The following is a 20,018-nucleotide window of genomic DNA, read 5'->3' as shown; positions in this document are numbered from 1 at the left end:
GCATGGTCGTGGAGCAACGCGGGCCCGAGGCCGCACCTGGGGAGAGTCCGCACCGGCGGCGCCGGCTCGGGCTGGCGGGCCTGCTGGTGCTGCTCGCCGGGGCGGCGGTGCTGTCGCTGGTGATCGGCGCGCGGTCGCTCACCCCGGCCGAGGTGTGGCAGGGGTTGTTCGGTGATCCCGGCGACGACCAGCGGCTCGTCGAGATCACGCTGATCGTGCAGACGCTGCGCGTGCCGCGGACCGTGCTCGCGATCGTGGCGGGCATCGGGCTCGGCGTCGCGGGCGCGTTGATCCAGGGGCACACCCGCAACCCCATCGCGGACACCGGCCTGCTCGGCGTCAACTCCGGGGCGTCGTTCGCCGTGGTGCTCTCCATCTACCTGCTCGGCCTGCAGAACCCGGTCCACTACATGTGGTTCGCGTTCCTCGGTGCCGCGGTGGCGGGCGCGGTGGTGTTCGGGCTCTCGAGCCTCGGGCGCGGCGCGGGCAACCCCCTCACGCTCGCGCTGGCCGGGCAGGGCGTCACGGTGTTCCTGGCCGCGATGACGACCGCGGTCGCGCTGGGCGACAAGCAGACGCTCGACGTGCTGCGGTTCTGGAACGCGGGCTCGGTGCAGGGCGTCGGGTTCGACGTGATCACGGTCGCGTCGATCTTCATGGGCGTCGGCCTCGTGCTGGCGCTGATCAACCTGCCCGTGATCAACCTGCTCAACCTCGGTGACGACGTCGCGCGCGGCCTCGGCGTGAACATCGCGGCCGGCCGCACGGTCGGCGTCCTGGCCGTCACGCTGCTCGCGGGCGCGGCCACGGCGGCGTGCGGGCCGATCGCCTTCCTCGGTCTGATGGTCGCGCACGTCGCGCGGTGGCTCACCGGGCCGGACTACCGCTGGCTGGTGCCGTACGCGGGGTTGCTCGGGGCGGGCGTGCTGCTGCTCGGCGACATCGCGGGCCGGCTCGTCGTGCGTCCGGCCGAACTGCAGGCCGGCATCGTCATCGCACTCCTCGGCGCCCCGTTCTTCGCGGTGCTGGTCTGGCTCGGAAAGTTCAGGCAGGCATGACCACCGCACCGGAAGCGCCCGAACTGCACCGCGGCGTCCGCGTCGGCGGCTGGTCCTGGGTCTGGCGGCCGTGGACCGTGCTCGTCACGGTCGTGCTGGCGGCGCTGACGTTCCTGATCTTCTGCGTGTCGATCGCGGTCGGCGACTTCACCATCGAACTGCCCGCGGTGTTCAGGACGCTGATCGGCCAGGGCGAGCGGGTCGACGAGTTCGTGGTCATGGACCTGCGGATGCCGCGGGCGCTGATCGGGGTGATCGCCGGCGTCGCGCTCGGCATCTCGGGAGCGCTGACCCAGTCGATCGCCCGCAACGCGCTGGCCAGCCCGGACGTCCTCGGCATCACCGGCGGCGCCAGCGCCACGGCGGTCTTCGTCGTGACGGCCGGCGGCGGCTCGGCGATCGGCAGCGCCTTCGGGCTCTCCACGGCCGCGCTCACCGGCGGGCTGCTGACCGGTCTGCTCGTCTACTTCATGGCGTGGAAGAAGGGCATCGACGGGTTCCGGCTGATCCTCATCGGCGTCTCGGTCAGCGCGGTCATGCAGGCGCTCACGACGTGGCTGCTGGTGCTCGCCGACATCCGCGACGTCGCCCGTGCGCAGCGGTGGCTCGTCGGGTCGCTCGACTCGCGGTCGTGGACCGAGGTGTGGGCGTCGGTCTGGATCATGGCGGTGCTGGTCGTCGTCGTGCTGGTCGTCGCGTTCCAGATGCAGCCCATGCACTTCGGTGACGACGTCGCCGCGGGGCTCGGTGTGCGCTACTCGGCCGTGCGCGCGGTGCTGCTGCTCTGCGCGGTGCTGCTGGCCGGTGTCGCGGTCTCCGCCGCAGGTCCGGTGCCGTTCGTGGCACTGGTCGCGCCGCAGATCGCCATGCGGCTGGTGCGCTCCCCCGTGCCGCCGGTGATCGCGTCGGGGTTGTTCGGCGCGGTGCTGCTGATCGGGTCGGACCTGATCGCGCGGACGGTCCTGCCCAACGACCTGCCGGTCGGCGTCGTCACGGCGATCATCGGCGGTCCGTTCCTCCTCTACCTGCTGGTGCGCTCGAACCTCAGACGCGCGGCCTGAGGTAAGCCTGCATTAAGTAAGGTTGACCTATGACCGCGCTGCGCAACGATGCCGCCCGACTGGGGGCCGAGGGCGTCACGGTCGGGTACGCCGACCGGGTCGTGCTCGACAACCTGGACGTCGCCATCCCGACCGGGGTGATCACCACGGTCATCGGGCCCAACGGCTGCGGCAAGTCGACGCTGCTGCGGACGCTGTCGCGGCTGCTCAAGCCACGCCAGGGCACGGTGCTGCTCGACGGCGGCGACATCGCGCGGCTCAAGACCAAGGACGTCGCGAAGAGGATGGGCCTGCTCCCGCAGACCCCGATCGCGCCGGAGGGCCTCACGGTCGCCGACCTGGTCGCCCGCGGCCGGCACCCGCACCAGAGCTGGGTGCGCCAGTGGTCGAGCGACGACGCGGACGTCGTCGCCAAGGCGTTGCACATGACCGGCGTGGCCGATCTCGCCCACCGCCCCGTCGACTCGCTCTCGGGCGGCCAGCGGCAGCGGGTGTGGATCTCCATGACGCTCGCGCAGGGCACCGATCTGCTGCTGCTGGACGAGCCGACGACCTATCTCGACCTCGCGCACGCGATCGACGTGATCGACCTCGTCGACGACCTGCACGAGGGCGGCTGCACGATCGTCATGGTCCTGCACGACCTGAACCTGGCCGTTCGCTACAGCGACAACCTGATCGTGATGAAGTCGGGGTCGATCGTCGCGCAGGGGCATCCGAGCCAGGTGATCACGAGCGAGTTGTTGCTGGACACGTTCGGCCTGCAGGCGAAGGTGATCGACGACCCCGTCAGCGAGCGTCCGTTGATCGTCCCCATCGGCCGGACGCACGTGGTATCGAAGAGTGACCAAGAACCAAGTTAGCCTGCCCTAACCGGGTGATAAGGTTCGGCTGTCCTAATTTCCCCCGCCGCGTGGGCAGCGAAGAACGAGGTGCCGAATGGGCCAGAGAACGACCATGACCTGGAAGCGACTGACCGCTGTGGCAGCAGCCGCGGTGGTCGGTGCCAGCGTCCTCGCCGGGTGCGGTTCTTCCACGCCTGCCACGACCCCGGACGCGGGCAACGCCTCCGGTGGCTCGTTCCCGACCAAGGTCGAGCACTTCTTCGGCACGACGGAGATCAAGGAAGCGCCCAAGCGCGTCGTCTCCCTCGGCTACACCGACGAGCAGACCCTGCTCGCACTGGGCGTCGTCCCGGTCGGCATGGTCGACCAGTACCCGAACCCCGACGGCAAGAAGCCCGACATCAACACGCAGTGGCCGTGGGTGAAGGACAAGTGGGGTTCGACCACGCCCGAGGTCATCATGAAGAACGGTGACACCGAGCCGAACTTCGAGAAGATCGCCGAGCTGCGCCCGGACCTGATCGTCGCCGTCTACTCCGAGGCGACGCAGGAGTGGTACGACAAGCTCACCAAGATCGCCCCGACGGTCGGCCGCACCAAGGACGAGAAGGAGCCGTTCTCCGCCAAGTGGCAGGACAACGCGCTGCAGATCGCGAAGGCGGTCGGCAAGGGTGACGAGGGCGCCAAGGCCATCAAGGCGATCGACGACAAGGTCGCCGCCGCCAAGGCCGCGAACGCGCCCTGGGCCAGCGAGACCGCGGTCGTCGCGTCCTGGTACAAGGACGCCATCGGGCCGTTCGCCACGACCGACGTGCGCGGACAGGTCATCACCGGCATCGGCTTCAAGGGCAACACGAAGGTCGACGAGCTCGCGGCGGGCAAGTTCTTCGTGTCGCTGTCGCCCGAGCGCATCGACGTGATGAACGTCGACCGCATCTTCATCATCAACGACGAAGCGGACCTGAAGGCGCTCAAGGGTTTCGAGCTCTTCAACAACCTGCCCGCGGTCAAGGCCGGCAAGGTCCACTACATCCTCGACAGCGAGGGCCCGGCCGTCGGTGCCGCGATCTCGCAGGCGACCCTGGCGTCCATGCCGTACGCGGTGGACGAGCTCGTGAAGGCCGCCAAGTCCGTCGGCTGATGTTCTGACTACACAACAGTTCCAGCGAAAGGCCTCCCCTCGTGACCACGAGCGTCTCCGGCGCGCGGACGAAGATCCTGCGCACGGCGTCCGGGCGGGAGGCCTCTCGCTGGGTGTACGACCACTGCCGTTCCGCCCCCGGCCTGCCGATCGCCACCGTCGTGGCGACGGTGGCCGGGGCGGTGCTGCAGATCGTCCCGGTGTTCCTGCTGGGCACCGTCGTGGACGGCGTCGTGCAGGGCCGCGACGCGTCGATCCTCTGGTCGATCGGCATCGCGACGGTCATCTCGGCGCTGGCCGGCGCGGCCATGACCGCGGTGTCGACCTACCTCGTCGGCCGGGTGGGCGCGGAGATGCTGGCGCGCCTGCGGGAAGGCGCGGTGCGCGCGGTGCTCGGGATGCCGAGCGCCCGGATCGAGGAGGTCGGCCGCGGTGACGTGCTCTCGCGCGTCGGTGACGACGTCGCCGTCATCTCCAAGGGTTTCCGCACGGCCATCCCGACGATCTTCTCGGCGGTCGTGCTGGTCGTGATCGCGACCGCCGGCATGTTCGGCCTCGACTGGCGGCTCGGTCTCGCCGGCGCGTGCGCGCTTCCCGCGTACTGGCTGGCGTTGCGCTGGTACCTGCCCCGGTCGCAGCCGCTCTACCGCGCCCGGTCCGAGGCGCAGGCCGATCGCGCGCAGGCGTTGATCAGCGGCCTCGACGGCATCGCGACCGTGCGCGCCTACCGCCTGGAGAACGCGTTCCGGGACAAGGTGACCGCCGAGTCGTGGCGGGTGCGCAACATCGGCATCGAGGTCTTCCGGTTCTTCGGCCGGTTCATCGGCCGGGAGAACCGCGCCGAGTTCATCGGGCTAGGCCTGATCATCGTCGTCGGCTACCTCCTGGTGATCAACGGGCAGTCGTCGCTGGGCCAGGTCTCCGTCGCGGCTCTGCTGTTCCACAAGTTGTTCGTCCCGCTCGGCCTGATCATGGCCTTCTTCGACGAGGCGCAGAAATCCGGCGCCGGCCTGACGCGACTGGTCGGCGTGACCACCGAATCCGGCGGCGACGAACTCGTGCGCAGCGCGGTGGCCGTCGACGCGAACGCTCAGCCGCTTCCGGTTTCGGTGCGCGGCCTTTCCTTCCGGTATCCCGAATCCGAGCACGACGTGCTGCGGGACGTCGACCTGGAGATCCCGGCGGGAACGTCACTCGCGCTCGTCGGCGCGACCGGTGCGGGCAAGACGACCCTGGCGGCCCTGGTCGCCGGGACCGGCACGCCGCTGACCGGCTCCGTGCACATCGGCTCCTCCGACCTCGCCGGTCTGGACGAGGCGGGGGCCCGCGCGCTCGTCAGCATCCTGACCCAGGAAGCGCACGTGTTCGCCGGCCCGCTGGCCGAGGACCTCCGGCTCGCCGCACCGGATGCGACCGACGACGAGCTGATGGACGCGTTGCGGACCGTGGGCGCGGATTCGTGGGTGGAGGCGTTGCCGCAGGGCCTGCGGACCGATGTCGGCGAGGGCGGCGAACGCCTCGACGTGACCAAGGTCGCCCAGATCGCGCTCGCCCGCCTGGTGCTCGGCCGCTCCCCCGTCGTCGTGCTGGACGAGTCGACGGCCGAGGCGGGCAGCCAGGGTGCCGCCGCGCTGGAACGAGCGGCGCTCGCGGCGTGCCGGGGCCGCACCACGCTCCTGGTCGCGCACCGCTTGACCCAGGCGATCGCCGCGGACCGCATCGCCGTTCTCGACGCAGGTCGCGTGCTGGAACAGGGGACACACGAAGAACTTGTCGCGCGTGACGGGCGTTACGCCGCCCTTTGGGCCGCTTGGCGATTCGGAACGACAAATACTTAGGTTAGGCTTCCTTCACCGATCGTGAAGGGATGGCTGAGTCGTCGATGGAACAGATGGCCGAGCACGACGTACTTCTTTCGACCGCCCGGATCACCTCCGTTCGGCGCCGTGCCGGTGAGTACCCCCAGCGGACCATCGCCATCGCGAGTGCCGTCGCCCTGAACCACTGGGCCATCCCCGGTTTCACGGTCGACGGGCTCGAGCTCACCCCCGCGACGTTGTTCAGCGACGTGCTCGTGTGGGCCGACAAGGGCCAGAACTCCGCTGTCGCAGAGCGACCTGACGGCTGGGCGATCCCCGTGCCGGACGGCGTCGACCCGGCTGCGGCACAACGAGCCCTGGACGACCTGGCCGAGTTCCCCCACCGCGCCATCGGCACGCTGACGTCCCAGACGGCCGGCGAGCGGCTCGCGGAGCTGACCCGCTGGAACGACAACGAGTTCCATCGCGACCGGCCGAGCGTCGTCGAGCTGTTCCGCGAGCAGGCCCGGCAGCGCCCGGACGCCGTCGCGATCAACGACGGCGAGCGCGCGTTCACCTACGGCGAGGTGCTGTCCCGCTCCAACCAGCTGGCGCACCACCTGCTCGAGCGCGGCATCGCCGCCGAACAGGTCGTCGGCATCTCCCTGGACCGCTCCGCCGAGATGGTCGTCGGTCTGCTCGCCGTGCTGCAGGCGGGGGCCGCGTTCGTGCCGCTGGACCCGCAGTGGCCGGCCTCCCGCCGCGAGTCCGTGATCACCGACGCGCAGGTCGTCCTGCTCCTGGGCAGCGGCCGGGAAGGCGAGCCCGAGGCCGTCGCGGTCGACCTCTCCGAGTGGGGTTTCTCCGGCTACCCCGCCGATCCCACCGACGTCGCGATCCGCGGCGCGCAGCTCGCGTACGTGATGTTCACGTCCGGCTCGACCGGCCGCCCCAAGGGCGCGATGATCCGCCACGAGGCGATCAGCGAACGCCTGCTGTGGCAGGTGCACCAGATCCTCCACTTCGGACACTCCGACGCGTCGCTGTTCAAGGCGCCGCTGTCGTTCGACATCTCCATCAACGAGATCTTCCTGCCGCTGGTGTGCGGCGGGCGGACCGTCGTCGTGCGGTCCGGCGGCGAGCGCGACCCGCACCACCTGCTGCACACGATCGACCGCCACCGCGTGACGTTCGTGTACCTGGTGTCGTCGATGCTGGACGTGCTGCTGAACATCGCGGGCGACGGCGAACTGGCCAGCCTGCGGCACGTGTGGTGCGGCGGCGAGGTGCTCACGTCCGAGCTCTACGAACGGTTCCGCGCGAAGCTCGACATCCCGATGTACCACGGGTACGGCCCGGCCGAGGCCACGATCGGCGTCTCGCACGTGATCTACCGCGGCGAGGCCGAGCGGCTGTCGACGTCGATCGGCAAGGCCAACCCGAACACCGATCTCTACGTCCTCGACGACGAGCTGCGGCCGTGCCCGGTCGGCGTCGGCGGCGAGCTGTACATCGGCGGTTTCCTGCTGGGACGCGGTTATGTGAACGCTCCGGGCCTCACGGCGTCGCGGTTCGTGGCGAACCCGTTCGCCACCGACGGCTCACGTCTGTACCGCACCGGAGACCTGGCGCGGTTCGCGCCGGACGGGTCGCTCGACTTCCTCGGCCGCGTCGACAACCAGGTCAAGATCCGCGGCATGCGGCTGGAGCTGGAGGACGCCGAGGTCGCGCTGGCCGAGCACCCCGGCGTGCGCCACACCTGTGTCGTGGTCAGGAAGAACTCGGCGGGGGGCAACTACCTCGTCGGGTACGTCGTGCCGTCCGACGAGAGCCTGACCTCGGACGCCGTGAAGCAGTGGGCGACCGAGCACCTGGTCGAGTACATGGTTCCCGCGCACATCGTCGTGATGAGCGAGTTCCCGTTGACCCCCAACGGAAAGCTCGACCGCCGCGCACTGCCCGAGCCCGTGGTGGAGACCGGTCCGGTGACCGCCGCCGCCAACGACGACGAGGCCGTGATCTGCGCGGCCGTCGCCTCGGTGCTGCGGGTCGAGCAGGTCGGCGCGGACCAGGACTTCTTCGAGCTGGGCGGCGACAGCATCCTCGCCATTTCGTTGCTCAGCGCGTTACGCGCGGAAGGCCTGTTCGTCACCGCCACCCAGATCTTCGTCAACCGCACCCCGCGCGCGCTCGCCGCCGTCGCGACCCGTGACGGTGCCTCGGCGGTCGACCACGACGACGTGCCCACGGGCCCGGTGGCGGGTCTGCCGATCGTGCAGTGGCTCGGTGAGACGACGGACGCGATCGACGGGTTCGTGCAGTCGGTCGTGCTCAACACCCCGGCGGAGCTGACCGCCGACGCGCTGACCCAGATCCTCGACGCGCTGGTCGCGCGGCACGACATGTTGCGCGCCAAGCTCGTCCGGGGTGAGCGGTGGTCGTTCGACATCCCCGCTGACGGCCACGCGTTGTGGGAGGAGAGCGACGCGCCGCTGGAGGAGTGCGTCGCGGCGGCGACCGAGGGGCTGAACCCGGACGCGGGCATCATGCTGCGCGCGGTGTGGCGGTCAGAGGCTCGTCAGCTCGTGATCGTGATCCACCACGTGGTGATCGACGGTGTCTCGTGGCGCATCCTGTTCGACGACCTCGCCCAGGCCTGGCAGCAGGTCTCCTCCGGTGCGGCGGTGGAGCTCCGGCCGGTCGGCACCTCGTTCCGGCGCTGGACCCAGCTGCTGGAGAAGGCCGGGTTCGAGGGCGACCGCTCGTACTACGAGCGCCCGCTGCCGGGTGTCGACCAGCTGCTCGGCCGGCGTGAGCTGACCGACGCCGATGTCGTTGCGGGCGAACAGTTTCGGACGGTCACCGTTGGTTCGGCCGTGACCGCGGCATTGCTGGGCGACGTGCCGGCGTTGTTCCACGCCAAGGTCAACGACGTGCTGCTGACCGGTCTCGCGGTCGCACTGGCCCGGTGGCGGCGTGACAACGGTCAGGACCAGACGTTCGCGCACATCGAGCTGGAGGGCCACGGCCGTGAGGGCAGGTTCGTGCCGCTCGACCCGGACCTGTCGCGCACGGTCGGCTGGTTCACGACGCTGTTCCCGGTGACGGTGGACCCGGTCGACGTCGACGATCTCGGTGCGGCTTTGAAGCGCGTCAAGGAGGACCTGGCTCGGGTGCCGAGCAACGGCGTCTCCTACGGCGCTCTGAAGTACCTGCGCGACGAGCGGTTGAACACATCGCGCCCGCAGGTGCTGTTCAACTACCTCGGCCGGTTCTCCGGCGGCACGACCGGGGACTGGCAGCTCGCGGAGAACGCGGGCCAGCTCGGCGAGAAGCGCGATCCGGCGATGCGGCTGCCGCGCGCCCTGGAGTTCAACGCCTCCGCCGAGCCCGGCGCGGACGGCGAGCTGGAACTGGTCACCGTCCTCTCCTGGCCGTCCGGCGTGTTCAGCGACGAGGACACCGCGAAGATCGGCGGGTACTTCGCCGACGCGCTGGAGGGGCTCGCTGCCCTGACCGAGGGCGGCCACTCCCCCAGCGACTTCGACCTGCTGCCGCTGTCCCAGTCCGACGTGGACTCGCTGGACTCCCCGGCGTTGCGCGACATCCTCCCGCTGACGCCGCTGCAGGAAGGCCTGTACTTCCACTCCGTCTTCGACGACGAGTCGGCGCACCGGTACGTCGAGCAGCAGCTGCTGACGCTGACCGGCCCCGTGGACGCCCGCAGGCTCGAGGCGGCCACGGCCCGTGTGCTGGAGCTGTTCCCGAACCTCGCCGCCCGGTTCGTCGGTCTCGACGACGGCCGGGTCGTCTCGGTGCTGGAGTCCGGCGTCCGGCCCGAGTTTTCCACCGTGGACGGTCAGGGCATGACCGGCGAGGAGGTCCAGGAGTACGCCGAACGGGACCGCGTCGCCGGGTTCGACCTCGCGCGCGGCCCGTTGATGCGCTTCACGCTGATCCGGGTGGCGCCGCAGCGGTACGTGCTGGTGCAGACCGTGCACCACATCATCGCGGACGGCTGGTCGGTGCCGCCGATGCTGCGCGCGCTGCTGGCCGAGTACGCCACGCCGGGTTCGGTGCACCCACGCGGCGGTTACGCCGACTACGTGCGCTGGCTGGCCGACGCCGACGCCGAGGAGAGCGACCGGGTCTGGTCCGAGGAGCTCGCCGGGCTCGCGGCGCCTTCGTTCGTGGCGGAAGGGCACACGCCGTCCGAGCTGTTCGACGACGTGGTGATCGACGCGGCCCCCGGCCTGGACGCCGCGACGCGTGCGGCCGGTGTGCCGCTGAGCGCCGCCGTGCACAGCGCGTGGGGCGTGACGCTGGGCGGGATCCTGGGCAGCCGGGACGTCGTGTTCGGGTCGACGGTGTCGGGTCGTGACGCCGGCGTGCCGGGCATCGACGAGATGGTCGGCCTGTTCATCAACACGATCCCCGTGCGCGTCGGCTGGTCCGATTCCTCTTCCGCGCGTTCGTTGCTGGAGTCGGTGCGCTCGCACCAGACGGCGGTGTTGCCGCACCAGCACGTGTCGCTGACCCGCATCGGGCGGCAGGCTCCGCACGGTTCGGCGTTCGACACGCTCGTGGTCTTCGACGTCGCCACCGACGTGACTGCGCTGGAAGGCCCGTTCACGATCGCCGAGGTCGTGAACGAGGGTGCGCCGCACTACCCGTTGACGCTGGTGGTCGAACGGGCGCTCGACGGCGCACTGCGGTTCAACCTGATCTACGACACGACGGTCGTGCGCCCGGACGGCGCCCGCAGGATCTTGCAGGCCTTCTCCGACACGCTGAACTCGTTGCTGCACGGAGACAACATCCCGGCCGTCGAGCTCTCGTCGGCGCGTGCCGCAGCCGAGGTCGAGCCGACCACGCTGGCGCAGCTGTTCGACGCCGCCGCGGAGCGCGACCCGTCGGCACGGGCCGTGACGATGTGCCACCTCGACGGCAGTGCGGAGGGGCTGTCGTACGGGATGCTGGCCGACGCCAAGAACCGGCTCGCTCGAACCCTCGTCAACGCGGGTGTCGGGCCGCGCCACCGTGTCGCGGTCGCGATCGGGCGGTCGTTGGAGCAGGTCGTGGCGCTGGTCGGCATCGTGTCAGCCGGTGGCGCGTACGTGCCGTTGGACCTCGCCTACCCGGACGAGCGGCTTCAGCACGTGCTCGCCGACTCGGCACCGCAGGTCGTGCTGGTCGAGGCCGAGCACCGCGAACGCTTCGAGCGGCTGCTCTCCGCGGCCGGCGTGCCCGCGCGGGTGCTGGTGTACGGCGAGGAAGTGCCCGGCGAGGCACGGGTTCCGTCGTTCGACTGGCGCAACCCGGCCTACGTGATCTACACGTCCGGGTCGACCGGCAAGCCCAAGGGCGTCGTCGTGCCGCACGCCGCCGTGGTGTCGCTGCTGGCGAACACCCAGCCGGACATGGACTTCGGGCCGGACGACGTGTGGACGCAGTTCCACTCGTACTCGTTCGACTTCGCGGTCTGGGAGATGTGGGGCGCACTGGTGCACGGCGGCGAGCTCCTCGTCCCCGACCACGGCCTCACGCGCTCACCGGTCGACTTCCACAGGCTCGTCCGCGAGCGTGGCGTCACCGTGCTCAACCAGACGCCGTCGGCGTTCTACCAGTTCATCGAGGCGGACCGGCTGAGCGAGCCGCTGCCCGCGTTGCGCCGCGTGATCTTCGGCGGCGAGGCCCTGGAGCTGTCGCGGATGCGCGGCTGGGTCGAGCGCTACGGCACCTCACGGCCAGAGCTGGTCAACATGTACGGCATCACCGAGACCACGGTCCACGTGACGCACCGGGTGCTGGACTCCGCGGACTTCGCGTCCGGGCGTGAGGTCAGCCCGATCGGTGGCCCGATCCCGGGCCTGCGCACGTACCTGCTGGACTCGTCGCTGCGGCCGGTCGCTCCCGGCCAGGCCGGCGCGATCTACGTGGCGGGCACCCAGCTCTCCCTGGGCTACCACGACCGGCCGGACCTGACGTGCAGCCGGTTCGTGGCGGACCCGTTCGCGGGCGACGGTTCGCGCATGTACAACAGCGGTGACCTCGCGCGCCGCAACCTCGACGGTGAGCTGGAGTTCCTCGGTCGCGCCGACGACCAGGTGCAGCTCAAGGGATTCCGGATCGAGCTGGGCGAGGTCGAGTCGGCGATCCGCTCGGTACCGGGTGTCGTCGACGTGGCCGTGACGGTGGCGGACACCGCCGACCACCTCGTCGCGCACGTGGTGGGCACGCCGGCTGCGGACGTTCTCGCCGTGCTCGGGTCGAAGCTGCCGGTGCACATGGTGCCGCAGCGGGTTCTCGCACTGGACGCTTTGCCCTTGACGGTCAACGGCAAGCTGGACCGCAAGGCGCTGGAACAGCGCGCTCGCTCTGCCGAGGACACGCCTGTCGTCACCGGCTCGCCGGCGTTGGAGTCGCTGGTCGGCATCTTCGCGGACGTGCTGCCCGGATCCGCGGTGGACGCGGACACGGACTTCTTCGTGGCCGGTGGCGACAGCATCATCGCGATCGGGGTGGTGAACCGGGCCCGGGCCCTGGGGGTGCGGATCGCGCCCCGGGACCTGTTCCTGCACAAGACGCCGCGGGCGCTGGCTTCGAAGTTCGCGGTGGCGCCGGTCGCCGCGCCGGTCGTGGTCGCGGAGCGGGACGGGCCGGTGGTGCCGACGCCGATCGTGCTGCGGCAGCGCGAGCTGGGCGGGGAACTGAACCTGTTCGCCCAGGCACGGCAGGTCGAGTGCGCCAGTCTGGCTGACGCGCGACGTGCGGCTGCCGCCGTGGTGAAGGCTCATGCGGCCCTGCGAATGCGGCTCACGATCGCGGACGGGGTGTGGTCGTTCGGGATCGATTCCGACTCGCAGACCCCCAGGGGGGATCGGGTCCCCACTCCAATCATCCCAAGCGGGCCCGACAGTTCTGGTGATCTTGAAGTCCTCGTCGCGACCGGCGACGACCCTCAGGCCGCCGCCAACGACGCCGCTCGCCGCCTCGACCCCGAAGCCGGCGTCATGGCCGCCTTCACGTGGCTCGAAGCCACGCGCACGCTCGTCGTGGTGGTGCATCACCTCGCCGTCGACGCCGTCTCCTGGCTGATCCTGCTCGACGACATCAACGCGGCCCTGCGCGGCGAGGGCCTGGCGCCCGCGACCACCTCCTTCGCGGCCTACACCAGCGCGCTGACCCTGGGCGCGCAGTCCGGCACCGGCCTGCGCCACTGGGTCGAGGTGCTCGACACCCCGTCCCTCACCCCGCAGGTCGGCGACCAGCGCGAGGTCACGGTCACCCTGTCGGCCGACATCACCGACCTCGTCGTGCACACGGCACCGACCGCGCTCGGCATCGGCCTGACGGAACTGCTGGCAGGTGCGCTGCGCACGGCGTTGACCGAGATCCAGGGCACGCCGACGGACCTGGTGGTCGAGCTGGAACGCCATGGCCGCGTTCCCGTGCTGGAGCACCACGACTACACCCGCACGGTCGGCTGGTTCACCTCCATCGCGCCGGTGAAGCTCAGCCCGCACACCAACCCCGTCGACGCCGCCCGTGAGCTCGTGGAGCGTCAGCCGGACGAGGAACAGCACGTCCGGTACGGCCAGCTGCGCTACCTCAACCCGCAGACCGCGCCCGTGCTCGCCGCGCTGCCCAAGCCGCAGGTGCTGTTCAACTACCTCGGCCGGGGCAGCGAGTCGCAGGCGCTGCACCTCGACATGGGCTCGCAGCCGAGCCCGTACGCGGTCGAGGTCAACTGCTGGGTCGACACGGGCACCGGCAGCCTGCGGGCGACTTTCGCGCTCACCGACGACGTGTCGGACGAGATCGCGGCACGCTGGCTGCTGGCGCTGGAACGGATCGCGGACACCTCGGTGACCACGCGTCGCACCGCGCCGGTGTCGCCGTTGCAGCGCGGCCTGTACTTCCAGGCCGCATTGAGCGCGGCCGGGCATTACGTGGCGCAGAGCTACTTCACCTTCGACCGCCGCCTCGACACCGGCGCACTGGCCAAGGCGATGGCGCACGTCATCGCCAGGCACCCCGTCGTCGGCGCGGGCTTCGCGGACGAGGACGGCACGCCGGTCCAGGTCCTCACGGCCGGCGGTCAGGTCGAGGTCCGCACGGTCGACGTGCTGAACCAGGACGCGGTGGACGCGCTGCGCGTCGAGGACCGCGGCACGGGTTTCGACCTCGACCGGCCCCCGCTGGTGCGGCTCACCGTGCTGCGGCTGCCGGACGGCCGGGACGCGTTGCTGTTCAGCTACCACCTGCTGCTGTGGGACGGCTGGTCGCGCGAGATCGTGCTGCGCGACCTGTTCGGTGCCTACCGAGCACTTCTGGCGGGCGAGCCGGTCGACTCCACTCCCGCCGCGCCGAGCTTCGAGAGCTACTGCCGGGCGCTGGCGGCCGAGGACCAGCAGGCGGCGGAACGGTTCTGGGCCCGGTACCTGGCGGAGCTGCCCGGCCCGACCCTGCTCGGTGACGGGTCCACTTCGGACACCCTGCCGACGAAGATCGTGCGCACGCTGTCCGAAGAGGACTCCAGCCGGATCCGGGAGGCGGCCGGCAGGCACGGCGTCACGCTCAACTCGGTCGTCACCGGCGCGCTCGGGCTGGTGCTCGGCAGCGAGACCGGCCGGGGTGACGCGGTCTTCGGCGTCACGGTCTCCGGGCGCGAGGAGGAGGGCACCGAGGACGTCGTCGGCGTGCTGCTCAACACCGTGCCGATGCGCGTGTCGGCTCGACCGCAGGACACCGCGGCCGAGTTCCTCGCGAACGTGCAGGCCTCACGGGTCGACGCCATGGAGCACGAGCACGTCGGGCTCGGCGAGATCCAGCGGGCGAGCGGGCACGACCAGCTGTTCGACAACCTGTTCGTGCTGCAGAACTTCCTGGACGACAGCACGTTCGACGAGCTCAACGCGCGCAACGGGATCGTCGACCACGAGTCGGAGGACTCGACGCACTACCCGTTCACCTGGGTCGTGACGCCGGGCAGGCGGCTCACGGTCAAGCTGGAGTACCGGCCGGAGGTCACCGCCCCCGCTCTGGCCGAGCGGCTGTTCGACGACTACCTGCGCATCCTCGGCGATCTCGCCACCGCGGAAGGCCCGCTGGGCACCATCCGCGGCACGGGACCGGAGCCGGAGCTCAACCCCGCCAACGACTTCGGCGACCTCACCGTGGTCGACCTGTTCGACCAGGCGGCCGACCGCGACCCGGACCGCGTCGCTCTCGTCGCACACGGCAGGACGATGACGTTCGCCGAACTGCGCGACCGCAGCCGTCACCTGGCGGGAGTGTTGTCCGGCAAGGGCATCGGCGTCGAGACCTCGGTCGCCATCGCGGTGCCCCGGTCGCTGGACTGGGTCGTGGCGCTGTTCGGCGTCCTGCGCTGCGGCGCGGCGTACGTGCCGCTGGAGCTGGACCACCCGGACGAGCGGATCGCCGCGATCATCGACGACGCACGGCCGGCGTTGACCATCACGACTAGCGCGGTGGCACCGCGGATCCAGGGCACCACGTTCAGGCTGGACGAGCCGTGGCCCGACGCCGAACCGGTGACCACGTTCGCGCCCGGCGACCCGAACAGGCTCAAGCACGCGGCCTACACGATCTACACCTCGGGTTCGACCGGCAAGCCCAAGGGCGTCGTCACCGAGTACGCAGGCCTGACCAACATGCTCGTCAACCACCAGCGCCGGATCTTCGAGCCGGTGCTGGCCGAGCACGGGCACCGGACGTTCCGGATCGCGCACACCGTGTCGTTCGCCTTCGACATGTCGTGGGAGGAGCTGCTCTGGCTCGCCGACGGCCACGAGGTGCACATCTGCGACGAGGAGCTGCGCCGCGACGCGACGGGGCTGGTCGAGTACTGCCTCGCGCACGAGATCGACGTCATCAACGTGACGCCGACCTACGCGCAGCAACTGCTGGCCGAAGGGCTGCTGGGCGCCGAGCACAAGCCGGCACTGGTGCTGCTGGGCGGCGAGGCCGTCACGCCGACGCTGTGGCAGCGGCTCGCGGACACCCCGGGCACGATCGGCTACAACCTCTACGGGCCCACGGAGTACACGATCAACACGCTGGGCGTCGGCACGTTCGACTGCGTCGACCCGGTGGTCGGCGTGGCGATCGACAACACCGACGTCTACGTCCTCGACCCGTGGCTGCGGCACGTGCCGGACGGCGTCGCAGGTGAGCTCTACGTGTCGGGCGTGGGCATCGCGCGTGGCTACCTCGGGCAGCCGGGGCAGTCCGCCGAACGGTTCGTGGCGTGCCCGTGGGTGCCCGGCGAGCGGATGTACCGGACCGGTGACCTGGTGATCCGGCGCCCGGACGGCAACCTGCTCTACCTGGGCCGCACTGACAAGCAGGTCAAGATCCGCGGTCACCGCGTCGAGCTGGGCGAGGTCGAGGCGCGGTTCGCGGCACATCCGGGCGTCCGCTTCGTCGCGGCCGTCGCGCAGGCCGACCCGCAGGTCGACGGCGCGTACCGGCTCGCGGCGTACCTGGTGCTGGCCGACGGCAGCGACATCCCGTCGATCGCGGCGGAGGTCGGAGCCGGCCTGCCGGACTACCTGCGGCCGTCGCACTACGCGGCGGTGGACGCGATCCCGCTCACCGTCAACGGCAAGGCGGACACGGCGGCCTTGCCCGAGGCCCGTCCGCTCGGCACCCTGATGACCAAGACCGAGGACCGGGAACTGACCGAGACCGAGACGCTCGTCCGCGAGATGTTCGCGGAGGCGCTCGACCTCGACGAGGACGAGGTGGGCATGGCGAGCGGCTTCACCGACCTGGGCGGGCACTCGATGCTCGCGGTGCGGCTCATCGGACTGCTCCGCCGCGAGTTCGGTCCCGTCGTCACGATCCGCGACCTGCTGTCCCTTTCCACTCCCGAAGCGATTGCGCGGCACGTTGACGAACACTGAAGTCCACACCGGCAAGGAGATCCTGAGGATCGCCTTGCGCCGCAACCGCGGCGCCATGACGTCCGGGACCCTGCTGATGGGGTCCTACCAGGCCGCCGAGACCGCCGTGCCGATCCTGCTCGGCGTGATCGTCGAGTACGCGCTGCGCGGAGGGCAGGTCAGCTCGCTCGGGCTGGCGCTGCTCGCGCTCGGTCTCGTCATGGCCACGGTGTCGTACTCGTGGCGGTTCGGCATGCGGATCCTGCAGAAGGCGAACACGACCGAGGCGCACCGGTGGCGGGTCGAGGTCGCGGACCGCGGCCTGCAGCCGGTGGCGCGCGAGGTCGACCTGAAGTCCGGCGAGGTGCTCACCATCGCCACCGAGGACGCCGACCAGACCGCGGACATCATCGAGGTGGTGCCGCTGCTGATCAGCTCGCTGGTGTCGGTGGTCATCACGGGTGTCGTGCTGGTGGTGATCAGCGTGCCCCTGGGGGTGCTGGTGTTCGCCGGCACGGCGGCGATCCTGAGCGTGCTCAGCGTGATGTCGCGGCGGATCGGCAGCAACACCCAGGTGCAGCAGGCGAAGGTGGCACGGGCCGGGGCGAAGGTGTCCGACCTGATCGCCGGTTTGCGGCCGCTGCACGGGTTCGGCGGCAGCTACGCCGCCTTCCAGGCCTACCGCCGGGTGAGCACCGAGGCGAAGCATCAGTCGATCGTCGTGGCGCGGGTCAACGGCGTCTACGCCGGGCTGGCGCTCGCGCTGAACTCGCTGCTGGCGGCGGCGGTGACGCTGTGGGCGGGCCTGCTGACGTTCCGGGGCGAGATCTCCATCGGCCAGCTGGTGATGGTGGTCGGGCTGGCGCAGTTCCTGATCGAGCCGCTGAAGCTGTTCTCGGAGATGCCGAAGTACGTGATGATCGCGCGGGCCTCCGCCGAACGGATGGCGCTGGTCCTGGCCGCCCCCGCGCGGATGACCCCCGGTGTCGAGGAGGTCATCTCGGAGGCTGGGCTCGAGGTCTCCGGCGTCACGCACGGAACGTTGCGGGAGCTGACGTTCTCGGTGCAGCCAGGTGAGTTCGTGGCGATCGCCGCGTACCAGCCGCAGGCCGCGGCCGAACTGGCCGCCCTGCTGTCCGTCGAGGTGCCCCCGGCTTCGTACTCGGGTGTGGTCCGGGTGGGCAAGCAGGAGGTCGCGGCTCTGACGATCGAGAGCGTGCGCACCCACCTGCTGGTCAACCCGTCGCACCACGAGGTGTTCGCGGGAACGTTGCGGGAGAACGTCGATCCGTCCGGCACCAGCACGCTGGTCCAGGAGGCGGTGTCCGCCGCGATGCTGACCGACGTCGTGGCCCTGCACTCCGACGGCCTCGACTACGCCGTGCGCGACCGGGGCGCGAACCTGTCCGGCGGGCAGCGGCAGCGGCTGTCGCTCGCGCGGGCGTTGGCCGCGAACCCGGAGATCCTGGTGCTGCACGACCCGACCACGGCCGTCGACGCGGTCACCGAACAACTCATCGCCCGCAACCTGACCGAGTTGCGCCGCGGCCGGACGACGATCGTGATCACCAGCAGCCCGGCGTTGCTCGACGTGGCCGACCGGGTGATCGTGCTGGACGGCGGCACGGTCGCGTCCGAGGGCACGCACCGCGAACTGCTCGGTCGCGACTCCTCCTACCAGCTGGCGGTGGCCCGATGACCAGGTTCGAGTGGCGCGGAGGCCCGGCCTCGCTGCGGTTCGAGAGCGTGCTGGACCCGGTCGAGCTGACGCACGAGAAGGACGACCTGTGGTCCGCCGAGGTCGAGATGCCGGCCCGGCTGCGGGTGACCTACCACTTCTTCTCGGACGGCGAGGAGCACGCCGACCCGTCGAATCCGGCCGGTGCGGGCCTGAACCGGTCGATCTTCACCACGCCGGACCTGGAGCCGCAGCCGCACTGGCCGGTCGCCGGCCCGGACGAGGTGCTGGACGTACCGGCGCTCCGCATCCGGTGGAACGGTTCGCTGGGACGCAAGACAGTGCGCGTGCACCAAGGCGGCAAGCCGGTCGTGCTGCTGCTCGACGGCGACGACTGGATGTACGCGCACCCCGCTGTCGCGGCGTTCGAGTCGGCGGTGAAGAACGGCGAGATGCCGCCCGCCACGCTGGTCTTCCTCCCCACGCCTCGTGATCGCGACGCCGAGTACAGCTCTCCCGAGCTGTGGCAGGCGATCCGGGACGAGCTGCTGCCGTTGCTCGCCTCGAACGGCGTGACCGTGGACCTGTCGCGGTTCGTGGTGGCCGGGCAGAGCCTCGGCGGGCTCAGCGCGTTCCAGGCGGCACTGGACCTCCCCGCGCTGGTGTCGAAGGTGGCATGCCAGTCGGGGTCGTTCTGGTACGCCCGCGACCTGCCCCGGTCCGGTCTGTCACTGGACGGCCCGGCGGGCGGTGACACGGCGGAAAGGCTGCGGTCCCGGCCTGATCTCTCCGGTCTGCGCGTCGCGTTCGACGTCGGCGAGCACGAGCCGAGGATGCACCGGCACTGCTCGGTCGTGGAGGAGCTCGCGGCGCAAGCGGGTGCGGCGGTGCGGGTGAACCGCTCCCCCGCTGGCCACGACCGCGTGGGGTGGCGGCATGCGCTGGTGCGTGACGTCGCCTGGTTGCTCGGTTAGGTCTCGCCACCAGATCGTCCGGCGATCACTGAGCCGGACGCCGTCGGGGTCGAGCTGTTCACCGACGGCGTCGTCGCCAGAGCAGTGGCCGCGGGAGCTTCTGGTTCCCCGGTCATGAGTCACGAGATGCCGTGGGGCACGCACCGGCAGGGCGGCTTCACGGATCCGTTCGGCCACAAGTGGTCCGTGGACGACAGGTCACCCCTGGGCTGACTGGAGCGGCCACACCTCGACGACTCCGTGCGCGACCGCGCACGGAGTCCCCGCCACCATGCGCACAGCCTCCTCCACCGAGTCGGCCTCGATGATCGCGAACCCCGCGATCGGCAGGCCGGACCTGAGGAACGCCCCTGCCTTCGTGGTCGTGCCGGTGTTGCCGGGGTTGCGGACCTGCACGGGCTCCCCTGCGACGCCCACCTCCGCTCCCTGCGCGCGCAGGCGTGCATCGTGCGCGTGTGCCTCGTCCCGCACGGCCGCTGCCGTTCGGTCGTAGTCGGCACGCTCTCCGTAGCCGATCGTCACGAACTTCATCGCGGAACCTCCTCCATTCGT

The 20,018-nt window shown here is 70.6% G+C and carries 9 protein-coding genes; 8 read left to right on the top strand and 1 reads right to left on the bottom strand.

Features of this window, described 5'->3' with window-relative positions:
• The first annotated feature begins 2 nt into the window (after positions 1-2).
• From LX88_RS29325 to LX88_RS29290, 8 genes are all read left to right on the top strand, one after another.
• Complete coding sequence (locus LX88_RS29325) at positions 3-1,058, top strand: FecCD family ABC transporter permease (RefSeq protein ID WP_258951215.1); 1,056 nt, start codon at positions 3-5, stop codon at positions 1,056-1,058.
• The gene (locus LX88_RS29320; protein ID WP_258951000.1) at positions 1,055-2,119 is read left to right on the top strand and encodes a FecCD family ABC transporter permease; all 1,065 of its coding nucleotides are present in this window, start codon (positions 1,055-1,057) and stop codon (positions 2,117-2,119) included. The genes LX88_RS29325 and LX88_RS29320 overlap by 4 nt, the downstream gene beginning before the upstream one ends.
• 29 nt (positions 2,120-2,148) lie before the next feature.
• On the top strand, positions 2,149-2,982 hold the full coding sequence (locus tag LX88_RS29315; protein ID WP_258950999.1) for an ABC transporter ATP-binding protein: 834 nt from the start codon (positions 2,149-2,151) through the stop codon (positions 2,980-2,982).
• 94 nt (positions 2,983-3,076) lie between these two features.
• Positions 3,077-4,105 carry an iron-siderophore ABC transporter substrate-binding protein gene (locus tag LX88_RS29310; RefSeq protein WP_258950998.1) on the top strand — a complete coding sequence of 343 codons (1,029 nt, stop codon included), beginning with the start codon at positions 3,077-3,079 and terminating at the stop codon, positions 4,103-4,105.
• A 41-nt stretch (positions 4,106-4,146) separates the two neighbouring features.
• Positions 4,147-5,943 carry an ABC transporter ATP-binding protein gene (locus LX88_RS29305; RefSeq protein ID WP_258950997.1) on the top strand — a complete coding sequence of 599 codons (1,797 nt, stop codon included), beginning with the start codon at positions 4,147-4,149 and terminating at the stop codon, positions 5,941-5,943.
• A 29-nt stretch (positions 5,944-5,972) separates the two neighbouring features.
• On the top strand, positions 5,973-16,835 hold the full coding sequence (locus LX88_RS29300) for a non-ribosomal peptide synthetase (protein WP_258950996.1): 10,863 nt from the start codon (positions 5,973-5,975) through the stop codon (positions 16,833-16,835).
• Positions 16,822-18,513: an ABC transporter ATP-binding protein gene (locus LX88_RS29295; protein WP_258950995.1), complete on the top strand. Its 1,692-nt coding sequence runs from the start codon at positions 16,822-16,824 to the stop codon at positions 18,511-18,513. The genes LX88_RS29300 and LX88_RS29295 overlap by 14 nt, the downstream gene beginning before the upstream one ends.
• Positions 18,510-19,466, top strand: a complete 957-nt coding sequence (locus LX88_RS29290; RefSeq protein WP_258950994.1) for an alpha/beta hydrolase-fold protein — start codon at positions 18,510-18,512, stop codon at positions 19,464-19,466. The genes LX88_RS29295 and LX88_RS29290 overlap by 4 nt, the downstream gene beginning before the upstream one ends.
• 198 nt (positions 19,467-19,664) lie before the next feature.
• On the opposite strand, the gene LX88_RS29285 is transcribed toward LX88_RS29290, so the two are convergent.
• Entirely contained in the window at positions 19,665-19,997 is a 333-nt protein-coding gene (locus LX88_RS29285; protein WP_258950993.1) for a YciI family protein, read from the bottom strand.
• Between the last annotated feature and the right edge of the window lie 21 nt (positions 19,998-20,018).

Origin of the sequence: Lentzea californiensis (assembly GCF_024648825.1) — a bacterium.
In the GTDB taxonomy this organism is placed as follows: domain Bacteria; phylum Actinomycetota; class Actinomycetes; order Mycobacteriales; family Pseudonocardiaceae; genus Lentzea; species Lentzea californiensis.
This window is presented reverse-complemented; position numbering and strand designations above follow the sequence as displayed.